Source organism: Streptomyces sindenensis (genome assembly GCF_014649035.1).
Taxonomy (GTDB): Bacteria; Actinomycetota; Actinomycetes; order Streptomycetales; family Streptomycetaceae; genus Streptomyces; species Streptomyces sindenensis.
Genome location: NZ_BMSG01000060.1, coordinates 1 through 13423 on the forward strand (window position 1 = coordinate 1; position 13423 = coordinate 13423).

Genomic DNA, 13423 nt, shown 5'->3' on the forward strand with positions numbered 1-13423 from the left:
GGCGGCCGTCACCATCGCCTCAATCCTGCTCTGGATCTGACCTTTGAAGACGATCTCTAGGTCTCTTGGCCGAGGCGCGGCACGGCGGTCGACGCCTAGCGTGTCGGTCATGACTGAGTACGAGCCCCCACGCAGCCGGGAACAGCGCAAGCAGGACGTCCTGGACCGCCTGCGGCAGGACGAGGACGCGTGGGTGGCGACGGCGTCCCCGGACGGTGTTCCCACGCTGGTGCCGCTGTCGTTCCTCTGGGAGGACGGGACCGGCACGCTGCTGATGGCCACCCGGCGGACCAACCCGACGGCCGTCAACGTCACTCCCCACGGGCCGATCCGGGTCACCGTCGGCCACACCCGCGACGTGGTGCTGATCGAGGGCGGGGCGAGGATCGTGGAGGCTGCGGACCTCCCCACCGCGACGAGGGACGCCTTCGCCACCAAACTCCGGGGATGGAGCCCACGCGGCCCCCGCTGGGTGTTTCTGCGCATCACCCCCCACACCGTGCGCGCCTGGCGCGAGGAGAACGAACTCGCCGACCGCGACCTGATGCACACCGGCACCTGGCTGGTCTGACCCACGGGTTCCGCCACCGCGAGCGGGGCGGCGAAACGACGGGGGGCACGGGACCGGGGCGCGCAGGACCGGCTGCCGTGATGTCATGACCGGCCCACCGCTCGCAGTTCCTTCCCCGCGCCCGCCACCGCGATCGGGCCGTCGGTGTCGGTGCGCAGGACCCGGGCCCCCGCCGCCCCGAGAGCGGCCACCGTGCGGGGCGACGGATGGCCGTAGGGATTGTCCGCACCACAGGAGATCAGCGCCAGCCTCGGCCGTACGCTGTGGAGCAGCCCGGCGTCCTGGAAGGCCGAGCCGTGGTGGGCCACCTTGAGGACGTCCACCGGACCCCAAGCCTCCCGCCCGCGCAGCAACTCCCGCTGGGCCGGGGGTTCGAGGTCTCCGAGGAGCAGCAGCGTCAACCCGCCGGCCGCCCGAACCCGCAGGGTGACACTGGAGTCGTTCGGCTCCCGCACCGCCGCCTCCGCTCCCCCGCCCCCGCGGCGGGGCCAGAGGACCCGCCACTCGACCGGGCCCGACCGGCGGCGCTCCCCGGCCGCGGCCCGCACCGTCGGAATGCGTGCCGCGGCTGCCGTCCTCCGTACGAACGCGGCCTGTCCGGGCGGCTCTTCGAGGCTCGTCGTCTGGATCGCGCCCACCGACCTGCCCCGGAGCACTCCCGGCAGCCCGCGCACATGGTCCGCGTGGAAGTGGGTGAGGACCACGAGCGGGACCCGGGTCACCGCCAGATCGCGCAGGCACCGGTCGACCGCACGAGGATCGGGTCCGGCGTCGACCACCACCCCCGTACCCTCCCCCGCCGCGAGGACCATCGCATCACCCTGCCCCACGTCGCAGAGCGCGAACGACCAGTCGGGCGGCGGCCATCCGGTCATGATCCGGGTCAGCGGAACCGGCCTGAGCACCGCCAGCACCAGAAGCAGCCCGGCAGCCGCACAGATCCAGGGGTGGCGGGCCACCCTCGGCGCCACGAGCACGGCCAGGACCGTGAGACCGGCCAGCAGCGCGGCGCCGGACCACCCTCCGGGCCACTGCGCCTCGGCCCCGGGCAGGCCCGCCCCCGTCCGGGCGACCGCGGCGATCCACCCGACCGGCCAACTCGCGGCCCCGGCCAGCAATTCGGCCACCGGCGGGGCGACCGGGGCCACGGCGAGGGCCGCGAACCCGAGCACCGTCGCCGGCGCCACCGCGAACTCCGCCAGCAGATTGCACGGGACCGCCACCAGGCTGACCCGCGAGGCCAGAACCACCACCACGGGCGCGCACACGGCCTGCGCGGCCGCCGCCGCGGCCAGAACCTCGGCGAGCCTGCCCGGCACCCGCCGTGCCCGCAGCGCGGCACTCCACCGCGGCGCGAGCGTCAGCAGCGCACCGGTGGCCAGGACCGACAGCAGGAATCCGTAACTCCGGGCGAGCCAGGGGTCGTGGAGCACCAGAAGAACGACAGCCGCCGCCAAGGCGGGGATCAGCGATCTCCGGCGGCCCGTCCCGATCGCGAGGAGGGTGATCAGCCCGCAGGCAGCCGCACGGAGCACACTCGGTTCCGGGCGGCACACCACGATGAACCCGAGGGTCAGCGCACCGCCGATCACCGCGGTCCCCCGCAGGGAGATCCCCAACAGGGGTGCCAGGCCACGCCGTTCCGCGCTCGACGCCGATCCCGGCGGCCCGATGAGAAGAAAGAGGAGAATGGAGAGATTCGCCCCGGAAACGCTGAGCAGGTGTGTCAGATCGGTCGCCTTGAAGGCGTCGTGGAGTTCGGGCGGGACCCTGGAGGTGTCGCCGACCACCAGCCCCGGCAGCAGCGCACGCGCATCCGCGTCCAGACCGTCCGTCGCCTCCCTCAGCCCGGCCCGCAGGCCCCCCGCCGCGCGCTGGATCCATGTCGGGGGCCCGGAGATCCGTGGCTCCTCCCCGTCCACCCGCAGGACCGCGGCGAGCCGTTCGCCGTCGTGTGCGGGCGGCGAGAGCCGGCCGCCGAGCCGCAGCCGGGTGGACGGGAGCAGCTTCTGCCACTCCGCCCGCCGGTCACCCGCCGCGACCATGAGCAGCACCGGTGTACGGACCCGGGTGCTCGGCCCGTCCGGCGTCCGCACTTCCAGGACCTCGGCGTTGATCAGGAGGAGGGCCGGGGCGCTGTGGTTGCCGCGTACCGCCGGGCGGGTCGGCCGGGGATCCGAGGTCACCCGTACCTCGGCGTCGATCCGTGCGTACTCCCGGGCCAGCCCCGGTACGGGACCGCGCCGCACATCGGCCCCGTGCAGCCCGGCCACGGCCGCGCCCGCCGCCGCGCAGAGCAGTACGGCTCCCCCGGCAACGAGCACCCGCGACCGCCCGGCGGCCCGCCCGACGCGGAACCGGCCGGCGCGCGCTGCCGTCACCAGCAGGACGAGCGCCAGAGCCGAGCAGGTGACGGCCGCGACGACCGCCCACCGCCCCGAAAGGCCCAGCGTCACCGCCGCTGCCGCCCAGACCGCCAGGGCGGGCGGAACGAGCCGTAGATCCGTGGGCCCCTCCCGTCGTGTTCCCTCCCCCGCCGCGTCGGCGTTTCCCGTGCTGCTGTCCCTGTCCCTGTCCCCGTTCCTGCCCGCATCCCGGGAGTCGAGCCGGGCCGCACGGCTGCTCATGGCCGTACGAGCGGCTGGAGGTCGGCGAAACGGCGGTCGCCGATCCCGTTGACCTGACGGAGTTCGTCGACGGATCGAAAGCCGTTGTTCTCCGTGCGGTAGTCGATCATGTGCTGGGCCAGCACGGGCCCGATCCCCGGCAGGGTTTCGAGCTGCTCCGCCGTCGCCGAGTTCAGGCTCAGCGGCACCGAGGGCCCGGCCCCGCCCGACGCACCGGCCGGCCCGGACCCGACCCCGCCGCCCCCGGTCGCCCCGGTGACCGGCGGGCCGGACGGAAGACCCACGGCGACCTGCTCACCGTCGACCAGGACCCGCGCACGATTGAGTCCGGTGACATCCGTGCCGGCACGCACACCGCCCGCCGCTTCGAGTGCGTCCTCCACCCGTGAACCCGCCGGAAGCCGACGGACGCCCGGCCGGAGCACCTTGCCGCTCACGTCGACGACGATCACACCGCCCCCGTTCCCGCCGCCCGCGCTCGGCGGCTCCCCGGCGGCCGGGCGGGGTACCGGGTCGGGGGCGCCGGACCGTAACGGGTCCGGTGGCAGCGCGGGCGCCGCCGCTTCGTCCGCGACGGGTTCCGGCGCACGCACGGGCTGGGGTCGTACGGACCAGAAGTGCACGGTGGCGACGGCCACGGCGGCGAGCAGCACCAGACCGAGCACCACTGGCGTACGCGGCGCCATCCCGCACCGGAGCCGTACCCACAACGGCAGCCGCTCCCGGAGGGCCGACACGCGACGACGCACCCTCGATGTATCGCCGGGCGCCTCCCCGACCGTTGCGGGCCGGGGCACGGGGACGGGTGGTGCCGACGCGGGCGCGGCCGGCTCGGCCGGCTCCTGAACCGCTGCGGGCGGGACATCGCTCCCCAGCCCGGCGGCGCCCGCCATCAACGCGTCCGCCCGGCGACGCGCGGCCGCCGAGGCGAGGGCGGACCGCCCCCGCACCGACCGCCCCCGCACGGACCGCCGCCCGCCGGGGCGCACACCTGCCCGCCCGCTCGGGCGAGTACCGGATCCGTACCGCGCCCGGGCGGACGTGGACGACGCATCAGAAGAGTCGGACGAGGACGCAGAGGTGAACGGAGCGTCGGGAGCCGACGCCCGAGAAGATCGAAGGGCCATGCCTCACGACGTTAGGCACATCCGCCGAAACCCGCTGAGCAGCATCGATTCCTGTGGACAGCCCAGCAGTTGTGGACAACTCGACCACTCCGCGGAGTGAATCTCCCCAGCAGGGTCAGCACACACGAATCAGCGCACGCGGATCAGCGCACGCGCTTCGCCCCACACGGACCAACGCACGCGGATCAACACACGGTGATCACCGCGCGCTGATCACCGCGCCCAGCAGCCCCGGCCCCGTGTGCGCCCCGATCACCGCGCCGACCTCGCTGACGTGGAGATCGACGAGCCCGGGAACGCGTTCACGCAGCCGCTCCGCCAGACGGTCCGCGCGCTCCTGGGCGGCGAGGTGGTGTACGGCGATGTCCACCGCAGCCGCACCCGCGCGCTCCGCGACGATCTCCTCCAGGCGGGCGATCGCCTTGGACGCCGTCCGTACCTTCTCCAGCATCTCGATCCGGCCCCCGTCGAGTTCGAGGATCGGCTTCACCGCCAGCGCGGATCCCAGCAGGGCCTGTGCCGTGCCGATGCGACCGCCCCGGCGCAGATAGTCGAGAGTGTCGACATAGAAATACGCCGAGGTGCCCGCGGCCCGCTTCTCCGCCGCCGACACCGCCTCGTCCAGGCCGCCGCCCGCCTCGGCGGCCTCCGCCGCCGCGAGTGCGCAGAACCCCAGGGCCATGGCGACCATGCCGGTGTCCACGACCCTGACCGGAACGGGGGCGTCCTTCGCCGCGAGCAGCGCGGCGTCGTACGTGCCCGAGAACTCCGCCGACAGATGCAGCGACACCACCGCGTCCGCCCCGGCATCGGCCGCCGCCCGGTAGGCCGCGGCGAAAACCTCGGGGCTGGGGCGGGACGTCGTCACGGAGTGGCGTTTCTGCAGGGCCTGGGCGAGCGAGCGGGCGGAGATCTCCGTGCCCTCCTCCAGCGCCCGGTCGCCCAGGACGACGGTCAGCGGCACTGCGGTGATGCCGTGCCGTTCCATCGTCGGGCGCGGCAGGTAGGCCGTGGAATCGGTGACGATAGCGACATGGCGGGACATGAGCCGGAGGTTACCTGGCGGGGTGGGAGTGCGGCAGCCCGGCCCCGGCCCTCTGATCGTTCCTGGCCGCTTCGGAGCACATCCGTTCGGGCCGGATCCGACCCGCGTGCGTCAGTTCGTCGTTTCCGGCCGCGTGCGTCAGTTCGTCGTTTCCGGCCGGGTGGACTTCTGCCAGGGGTAGGCCGTCCGCAGCCGCGGATCCGGTGCGGTGATCGCCTGCGGGCTTTCCTCGCGGGCCGGTCCGGACCACGCCTCGTCGGCCGTGCTGCCGCCGGCCGAAGGGTCCGCCGGGGCGGCGGGCTCCGGCCAGTCCGTCCCGGGGCCGCGGCCCGGTGTCGTGGTGGAGGCGCCCGCGCCGGACGCCTGCGAGGACGTCTCGTCCCCGGACCAGTGCCGCAGCGCACCGGCCTCGATGTCGATCTGCGCGTTGAGCGCGTCCAGGTCGTCGTCGGCGAACTGCCGCGCCCGGTCCCGCGCCGCCCAGCGCAGCGACTCCGCGGAGTGCGTGATCCGCTGCGTGCGTTCTCGCAGCTTGGGCAGCAGACCGGCGACCGTCGCCCGGTCCGGCTCGCGCTCCAGCCTCTTCAGCTCGTCGTCCAGCTCCAGACCGTGGGCGCTCAGCCGCCGGAACAGGTCCACCGACTCCGCCAGCGAGGCGTCCTCGGCGACACCGGCGTTCAGGGCGTCCTGCGTGGCCCGCATCGAGGTGCGCAGGGAGAGCCGGAGCTGGGCGAGCTCGCCCGCGACACCCACCTGCCCGAAGCTCTTGGCCCGGAGCGTGGTGTCCTCCACCGTGCGACGGGCCTGCGTGATCGTGCGGTCCACACCCCGCTTGGCCGCCCCGACGGCCTTCACGGTCGCGTAGACACCCAGCGCGACGAACGCGACCAGGAGCAACGCCAGGATCGTGAGCGCGGCTTCCATGAATGCCCCTCGGTGTCTCGATGCGGCCGCCGGTACCGGTCGCCCCCTCCACCGTAAACGGAACGGGCAGGCCGAGGGTTCCTTCGGAACCCCCAACCTGCCCGTAGGGGATGGCCCCTATCGCTCACGGGACCGTCACACCGGGACCGCCACCGTCACCGTCACGCGGGGACGATGTTCACCAGCTTCGGCGCCCGCACGATCACCTTGCGGATGCCCGCCCCGCCCAGCGCCGCGACGACCGCGTCGTCGGCCAGGGCCAGCGCCTCCAGCTCCTCGTCCGTGATGGAGGGCGAGATCTCCAGGCGGGCCCGGACCTTGCCCTTGATCTGGACGACGCAGGTGACGGTCTCGTCGACCACGTACGCCGGGTCGGCCACCGGGAAGTCCTGGTGGACGACGGAGTCGGTGTGGCCCAGTCGGCGCCACAGCTCCTCCGCGATGTGCGGGGCCAGCGGGGCGATCAGCAGGACCAGCCGCTCCGCGACCGAGCGCGACAGCGGACCGCCGGCCTTGGTCAGGTGGTTGTTCAGCTCGGTGACCTTGGCGATGGCGGTGTTGAACCGCATCCCCGCCATGTCCTGGCCGACCCCGTCGATCGCCTTGTGCAGGGCGCGCAGGGTGTCCTCACCGGGCTCCGTGTCGACGACGGTGACCTCTCCGGTCTCCTCGTCGACGATGTTGCGCCACAGGCGCTGCAACAGGCGGTACTGGCCGACCACGGCACGCGTGTCCCAGGGCCGCGACACGTCCAGGGGGCCCATCGCCATCTCGTACAGGCGCAGGGTGTCCGCGCCGTACTCCGCGCAGATCTGGTCCGGCGTGACCGCGTTCTTCAGGGACTTGCCCATCTTGCCCAGGACGCGGCTGACCTTCTCGCCCGCGTAGTAGAACGCGCCGTCGCGCTCCTCCACCTCGGCGGCGGGGACGGCGATGCCCCGGCTGTCGCGGTAGACGAAGGCCTGGATCATGCCCTGGTTGTACAGCTTGTGGAACGGCTCGGCCGAGGAGATGTGGCCCAGGTCGTGCAGCACCTTGGACCAGAAACGCGCGTACAGCAGGTGCAGCACGGCGTGCTCGGCGCCGCCGACGTACAGGTCGACGCCGCCGGTGGGCTGTCCCTCGCGCGGGCCCATCCAGTACTGCTCGATCGACGGGTCGACCAGCTGACGGTCGTTATTCGGGTCCAGGTAGCGCAGCTCGTACCAGCAGGAACCGGCCCAGTTGGGCATGGTGTTGGTCTCGCGGCGGTACTTCTTGGGGCCGTCGCCCAGGTCCAGCGTGACGTTGACCCAGTCGGCGTTGCGCGACAGCGGCGTCTCGGGCTGGGCGGACGCGTCCTCCGGGTCGAAGGTGCGCGGGGAGTAGTCCTCGACCTCGGGCAGCTCCAGCGGCAGCATCGACTCGGGCAGCGGGTGGGCGATGCCGTCCTCGTCGTACACGATCGGGAAGGGCTCGCCCCAGTAGCGCTGCCGGCTGAACAGCCAGTCGCGCAGCCGGAAGTTGACGGTGCCCTCGCCGACGCCGTGCTCCCGCAGCCACTCGGTGATCTTCGCCTTGGCCTCGACGACGCCCAGGCCGTCCAGCGAGATCTCGTCGTTCGCGGAGTTCACCAGCTTCGCGTCGTACGAGCTGAAGGCGTCGTCCCACGTGGCGGGGTCGGTGCCGCGGTCGTCGGAGGGCTGGACGACACAGCGCATCGGCAGCTCGAAGGCGCGCGCGAAGGCGAAGTCGCGCGCGTCGTGCGCCGGTACGGCCATGATCGCGCCGGTGCCGTAGCCCATCAGGACGTAGTCGGCGATGAAGACGGGGACCTTCTCGCCGCTGACGGGGTTGGTGGCGTACGCGCCGGTGAAGACACCGGTCTTGTCCTTGGCCTCGGCCTGCCGCTCGACATCGGACTTGGCGGCGGCCTGCTTGCGGTACGCGGTGACGGCCTCGGCCGGGCTCGCGTGGCCGCCGGTCCACACCGGGTGGGTGCCCTCGGGCCAGGCGGCCGGAATGATCCGCTCCACCATGTCGTGCTCGGGCGCCAGCACCATGTACGTGGCGCCGAACAGGGTGTCCTGGCGGGTGGTGAAGACGGTGATGCCGCCTGCGGTGTCCACCGGGAACTCGACCCGGGCGCCCTCGGAGCGGCCGATCCAGTTGCGCTGCTGCAGCTTGATGGCCTCGGGCCAGTCCAGCGCGTCCAGGTCGTTCAGCAGCCGGTCGGCGTAGGCGGTGATGCGCATGTTCCACTGGCGCAGCTTGGCCTTGAAGACGGGGAAGTTGCCGCGCTCGGAACGGCCGTCGGCGGTGACCTCCTCGTTGGCCAGCACGGTGCCCAGGCCGGGCGACCAGTTCACCGGGGCGTCGGAGGCGTACGCCAGGCGGTACTGGCTCAGCAGGTCGGCGCGCTCGGTGGCGCTCAGCGCGCTCCACTCACGGCCGTCGGGGGTCGCGCGCGTGCCGCTCTCGAACTGCTCGACCAGCTCGGCGATCGGACGGGCCCGGTCGGCCTCGGTGTCGTACCAGGAGTTGAAGATCTGCAGGAAGATCCACTGCGTCCACTTGTAGTACTCGGCGTCGATCGTCGCGAAGGAGCGGCGGTTGTCGTGGCCCAGTCCCAGCCGGCGCAGCTGGACCTTCATGTTCTCCATGTTGGCCTCGGTGGAGACCCGGGGGTGGGTGCCCGTCTGCACCGCGTACTGCTCGGCGGGCAGGCCGAACGCGTCGAAACCCAGGGTGTGCAGCACGTTGTGGCCGGTCATCCGCTGGTGGCGGGCGTAGACATCGGTGGCGATGTAGCCCAGCGGGTGTCCGACGTGCAGCCCCGAACCCGAGGGGTACGGGAACATGTCCATGATGAACTTCTTCGGCTTGGCGGCCAGCTCCGGGTCGCCCGCCAGGTCACCGGTGGGGTTCGGCGCCTCGTAGGTCCCCTCGGCGTCCCAGAAGTCCTGCCAGCGTGCCTCGATGTCGGCGGCCATCGCCGCCGTGTAGCGGTGCGGCGCGGCCGTCTCGGCAGCGGAATTCGTCTCGCTCATGATCCTCAAAGCTCCATCGATCGTCATCTGCCGGGAAACGAAAAATCCCCTCGCACAGGAGGGGACGCCGCGCTGACTCCGACCAGGCGTTCTCACCGGTCGGGACTCTTCAGCGCGGCTCGCTAAGCAGAAGGCGTACGGCACGCATGGCGCCAGGGTACCGCACGGACCCGGAAGGGAGCGGGGAGTAACCGGTGGCCGGACATCACCCACACGCGCCCCGGCACCCACCACCCCGCGCACCACTCTCCGTAGTCGGAACGTGATGCTCCGGTGGCTGCCGCGTGTGCGCCCCGCGTGCTTCGCATGGGGTTTTCGCGAAGTACCGGGACGACCTCGGGGAGCCGGGAGGACGCCCGGGAAGCAGGGTTACTCCGCGTACCGACCTCTATCGGGGCAACCGAGCAAACCTCGTACTGGTTGGTATGGGGCGTCCTAGCATGCGGCAACGGGACCGCTTTGCCGAACTATTCGGAGTCGCCCCCATGAACCCTCATCGCAAGATCCGCGTATCCACCGGCATGAGCCCCGCAATGAGCCGGCCGGTACAGGGCGGCCTGACTGTCGCCGCGTTGGTCTTCGTCCCTCTGTTCGCCGTCGCAGGGAGCGACGAACTGCGCGCCACCCTCGATTTCACCACCGGCGTCCTGTCGCTGGTGTCGCTCAGCGCGGCCGTCGCCTGGGGCCTGCTGGCCACGGACCGGCTGTTCCTCTCCACCCGTCAGCGCATCGTCTGCCAGGGCATCCACCGGGCCACCGCCATCGCCTCACTCGGCTTTCTGCTGCTGCACGGAACCGTGAAGGTCGCCCTCGGGCATGTGGCGTTGCTCGGCGCCCTCATACCCTTCAGCCTCGGCGTGACCGGCGCGGCGGGGCTGATCGGCTTCGGTTCGCTGGCCGGGCTGCTGATGGTCGTCACGGCCGCGACCGGCGCCCTGCGCAGCGCCTTCGCTCAGCCGCCCCCCAAGGCCGCCCGGCTCGGGCAGTCGCTGGGGTCGCCGCGGGACACCGGCGGGATCGCGGGCCGGTGGCGCGCCCTGCACGCGCTGGCGTATCCGGCGTGGTGCGCCGCGCTGATCCACGGCCTGTACGCGGGGCGCGCGCCCGCCACCTGGGTGGTCGTGATGTACGGGCTCTGCCTCACCGGCGTCGCCGGGGCGCTGTGCCTGCGGCTGCTGCCGCGCCCGATGAAGCGGCGGATCGCCGACCGGGTCGCCGAACTGCTGGGCCAGGGGCCCCCGGCCGCCCCCGACCCGGTCCTGCGGGAGGCGTCCTCGGCAGTCGGGGAGCCCTGGTCCGATCCGGCCGCCTGGAGCGAGCCGGACCGGGACGTACGGGGCACGCCGGTGCGCCCGCGCACGCTCTCGGCGCCGATACCGCCGATCGCGCCCCCTCCCACGGCGATCCCCGGCACGCTGCACGAGGCGCCGACGGAGACGCTGTACGGCGGCCTGTCACCACTGAACGGCCCCCCGTCGTACGAGCCCCCGCCGTACGAACCTCCGCCCCGCAGCGCCGACCGCATCACCTTCGGCCCGCCGGACGAACTGCCGGACCCGGGGCGGAGGACGGCGGGGCCGGGACCTGGGCCTGGGCCTGGACCTGGACCTGGACCTGGAACGGACATAACCGCCGGGTACCGCGCCGTGTCGCTCGGCGGCCTGTCCGGCCCGCCGGCCCCACCGGAACCCCGCTGGCCCGCACCGTCCCCCGCCCCGCCCGGGCAGGCGCACCACGGTGCGCCCTCGCAGGACCCACCGGCGTACACCGCGCAGGAGCACGCGTACGCGATGTCCCCCTACGAAACACCGGAGCACGGCACACCGAGGTACGGAGCCACGGAGTACGCCGGCGCTCCGACGACGTACGACACCACCACGTACGACACCACCACGTACGACACCACCGCGTACGACACCGCCGCATCCGCCCCCGTCACTTCCGCTCCCCCTTCGCCCTCCCCTCCCCCCGCTCCCTCCCCCTTCGCCGCGCCCCGTGCCGAACCGGAGCCCGGGCCGTTCAGCGCGCCCCCGGCCGGCGAACCCTGGCACGCACCCGCAGGAGACCGACAGTGAACGTGCCCCTCCCCGATGTGCCCGAGATCCGCGTCGTCGGACTGCCTCAACTGACCACCGGTTTCGACCTGGTGGAGCGGCTCGACCTCGCCATGCACCTCAAGGTGCACGGGCCGCTGGAGCCGATGACCGGTGAGCGGCTGGCCGAACTGGCCGAAACGATCTCTCTGCGCGGAAGGGGAGGCGCCGGTTTCCCGTTCGGCAAGAAGCTGCGAGCGGTGGCGAAGGCGTCCATCCGGCGCGGCGTACGGCCCGTCGTGGTGATCAACGGCAGCGAGGGCGAACCCGCCTGCCGCAAGGACACCGTCCTGCTCAACCGCGCCCCGCACCTGATCCTGGACGGTGCGCTGCTGGCCGCGGAGGCGCTCGGCGCGCGCACCCTGGTCGTCGCGGTCACCCGCAACTCCACGGAGATCTCCGTGCGGGCCGCCCTCGCCGAACGTGGCCTCTCCGACCGGCGCGGCCAGCAGTTGCGCGCCCGCGTGGTCCGTACCCCGGAGCGCATGGTCTCGGGCGAGGCGTCCTCGGTGATCCGGGCGGCGAACGGCGGGCCCGCCCTGCCGCCGGGCCAGCGCGAGCGGGCGGCGGAGACCGGGGTGGGCGGCGCGCCGACGTTGCTGTCGAACGCGGAGACGTACGCCCAGCTCGCCGTCGCCGCCCGGATCGGCCCCCGCCGCTACGGGCACACCGGGCTGCCGAACGAACCGGGCACCGTCCTGCTCACGGTCTCGGGCGCCGTGGCGCGGCCCATGGTCGTCGAGGTGCCGACCGGGGTGCCCCTGCGGTACGTCCTGGAGCTGGCCGGGGCCCCGCCGCTCCCCCAGGGCGTGCTGACCGGCGGCTACCACGGCAACTGGATCGACGCGGTCTCCTCGCACAACGCCGTGATCTCCCGCGAGTCCCTGGCCACCGTGGGGGGCGCGCTCGGCGCGGGGGCCATCCTGCCGATCGGCCCGGACACCTGCCCGCTCGGCGAGTCCCTCCGGATAGCCAACTGGCTGGCGGCCGAGACCGCGGGACAGTGCGGCCCGTGCAAGCTGGGGCTCCCCGCCGCCGCGGGCGGGCTCTCCGACGTGCTGAACGGTGGCGGGCCTGCCGCCCTGGAGGCCCTGCGCGAGGTCACCCAGGCCGTGAAGGGCCGCGGGGCGTGCAAACACCCGGACGGTTCCGCCCGGTTCCTGCTCTCGACCCTGTCGGCGTTCACGGACGACCTCGCCGCCCACGTCCTGGACGGCGGCTGCGGCCGCGAGACGGTCGGGGTGCTGCCGCTGCCCGCACCCGGTTACCAGGATCTGGAGGAGTCGATTCCGAGCGGCGAGAAGCTCGCGGTCGACTGGACGCTCTGCCAGGGCCACGGCCTGTGCGCGGACATCGTCCCCGAGCTCGTCCGGCTGGGCGCGGACGGCTATCCGGCGCTGGCGGACGCCGCCGTTCCGATGCACCTGCGCGGGCGTGCCCAGCGGGCCGTACGGCGCTGCCCCGCCCTGGCGCTCCGTATCGAGCAACCGCCGGCCGAACAGCGTCCCGCCCTGCCCGCCGCCAATCGGCGCGCACTGGGCAGTGGGCGCGGCTGACCGGGCACGCGGATCCGGGCACAGAGAAGCGGGCCACCCGATCCGGGTGGCCCGCTTCTCACTGTTGAACCTGTGGAGCTAAGGAGAATTGAACTCCTGACCTCCTGCATGCCATGCAGGCGCTCTACCAACTGAGCTATAGCCCCTTGTTGTTTGCCGCCCGGTTTCCCTTGGCGACATCGAGAACATTACACGGTCCCCCCGGTGCTTCACCAAATCGTTTCCGGTCTGCACCGATATGCCCGAATCGCCGAGGTCGTTCGGCCGTAAGTCGCAGGTCAGGCGGTCGCGAAGGAGTAGAAGCGCTTGAGCGTGCAGTGCTCCTCCAGGAGCCGCCCGTAGATCGGCTCCCCTTCCAGCTCGCGGTAGGTCTCGATGGGGTCGCCTTTTAGAGGATGTCTCACGTGGTGCTGGGTGGTGCGGCATGATGCTGCACCGTGAGGGTTGATCT

The 13423-nt window shown here is 72.7% G+C and carries 8 protein-coding genes and 1 tRNA gene; 3 read left to right on the plus strand and 6 right to left on the minus strand.

The features are described from left to right. Window positions 1-109: 109 nt before the first annotated feature. Window positions 110-571 (plus strand): pyridoxamine 5'-phosphate oxidase family protein, encoded by a 462-nt coding sequence (locus IE145_RS32765; RefSeq protein WP_189529063.1) that lies wholly within the window; start codon window positions 110-112, stop codon window positions 569-571. Window positions 572-654: 83 nt separating this feature from the next. On the opposite strand, the gene IE145_RS32770 is transcribed toward IE145_RS32765, so the two are convergent. From IE145_RS32770 to leuS, 5 genes are all read right to left on the minus strand, one after another. Next, window positions 655-3198 carry a ComEC/Rec2 family competence protein gene (locus IE145_RS32770; protein ID WP_229826015.1) on the minus strand — a complete coding sequence of 848 codons (2544 nt, stop codon included), beginning with the start codon at window positions 3196-3198 and terminating at the stop codon, window positions 655-657. After that, the gene (locus tag IE145_RS33670; RefSeq protein ID WP_229826016.1) at window positions 3195-4325 is read right to left on the minus strand and encodes a ComEA family DNA-binding protein; all 1131 of its coding nucleotides are present in this window, start codon (window positions 4323-4325) and stop codon (window positions 3195-3197) included. Before IE145_RS33670 ends, IE145_RS32770 begins: the two co-directional genes overlap by 4 nt. Window positions 4326-4524: 199 nt before the next feature. Further along, window positions 4525-5370, minus strand: a complete 846-nt coding sequence (locus IE145_RS32780; RefSeq protein ID WP_189529064.1) for a DegV family protein — start codon at window positions 5368-5370, stop codon at window positions 4525-4527. 138 nt (window positions 5371-5508) lie between these two features. After that, complete coding sequence (locus IE145_RS32785) at window positions 5509-6294, minus strand: hypothetical protein (RefSeq protein WP_189529065.1); 786 nt, start codon at window positions 6292-6294, stop codon at window positions 5509-5511. Between the two features lie 161 nt (window positions 6295-6455). Then, the gene (gene leuS / locus IE145_RS32790; RefSeq protein WP_189529066.1) at window positions 6456-9323 is read right to left on the minus strand and encodes a leucine--tRNA ligase; all 2868 of its coding nucleotides are present in this window, start codon (window positions 9321-9323) and stop codon (window positions 6456-6458) included. Window positions 9324-9856: 533 nt separating this feature from the next. On the opposite strand from leuS, the gene IE145_RS32795 reads away from it, so the two are divergent. Both IE145_RS32795 and IE145_RS32800 read left to right on the plus strand, forming a co-directional pair. After that, complete coding sequence (locus tag IE145_RS32795) at window positions 9857-11398, plus strand: ferric reductase-like transmembrane domain-containing protein (RefSeq protein ID WP_189529067.1); 1542 nt, start codon at window positions 9857-9859, stop codon at window positions 11396-11398. Further along, complete coding sequence (locus IE145_RS32800; protein ID WP_189529068.1) at window positions 11395-12972, plus strand: NADH-quinone oxidoreductase subunit NuoF family protein; 1578 nt, start codon at window positions 11395-11397, stop codon at window positions 12970-12972. The genes IE145_RS32795 and IE145_RS32800 overlap by 4 nt, the downstream gene beginning before the upstream one ends. Before the next feature lie 73 nt (window positions 12973-13045). Here IE145_RS32800 and IE145_RS32805 read toward each other — a convergent pair. After that, window positions 13046-13118, minus strand: a tRNA-Ala gene (locus IE145_RS32805). Window positions 13119-13423 lie beyond the last annotated feature (305 nt).

Coding starts and splice junctions, on each gene's coding strand:
- leuS (WP_189529066.1), bottom strand. CDS start 9,323: ATGAGCGAGACGAATTCCGCTGCCGAGACGGCCGCGCCGCACCGCTAC.
- IE145_RS32780 (WP_189529064.1), bottom strand. CDS start 5,370: ATGTCCCGCCATGTCGCTATCGTCACCGATTCCACGGCCTACCTGCCG.
- IE145_RS32795 (WP_189529067.1), top strand. CDS start 9,857: ATGAGCCGGCCGGTACAGGGCGGCCTGACTGTCGCCGCGTTGGTCTTC.
- IE145_RS32770 (WP_229826015.1), bottom strand. CDS start 3,198: ATGAGCAGCCGTGCGGCCCGGCTCGACTCCCGGGATGCGGGCAGGAAC.
- IE145_RS32765 (WP_189529063.1), top strand. CDS start 110: ATGACTGAGTACGAGCCCCCACGCAGCCGGGAACAGCGCAAGCAGGAC.
- IE145_RS33670 (WP_229826016.1), bottom strand. CDS start 4,325: ATGGCCCTTCGATCTTCTCGGGCGTCGGCTCCCGACGCTCCGTTCACC.
- IE145_RS32785 (WP_189529065.1), bottom strand. CDS start 6,294: ATGGAAGCCGCGCTCACGATCCTGGCGTTGCTCCTGGTCGCGTTCGTC.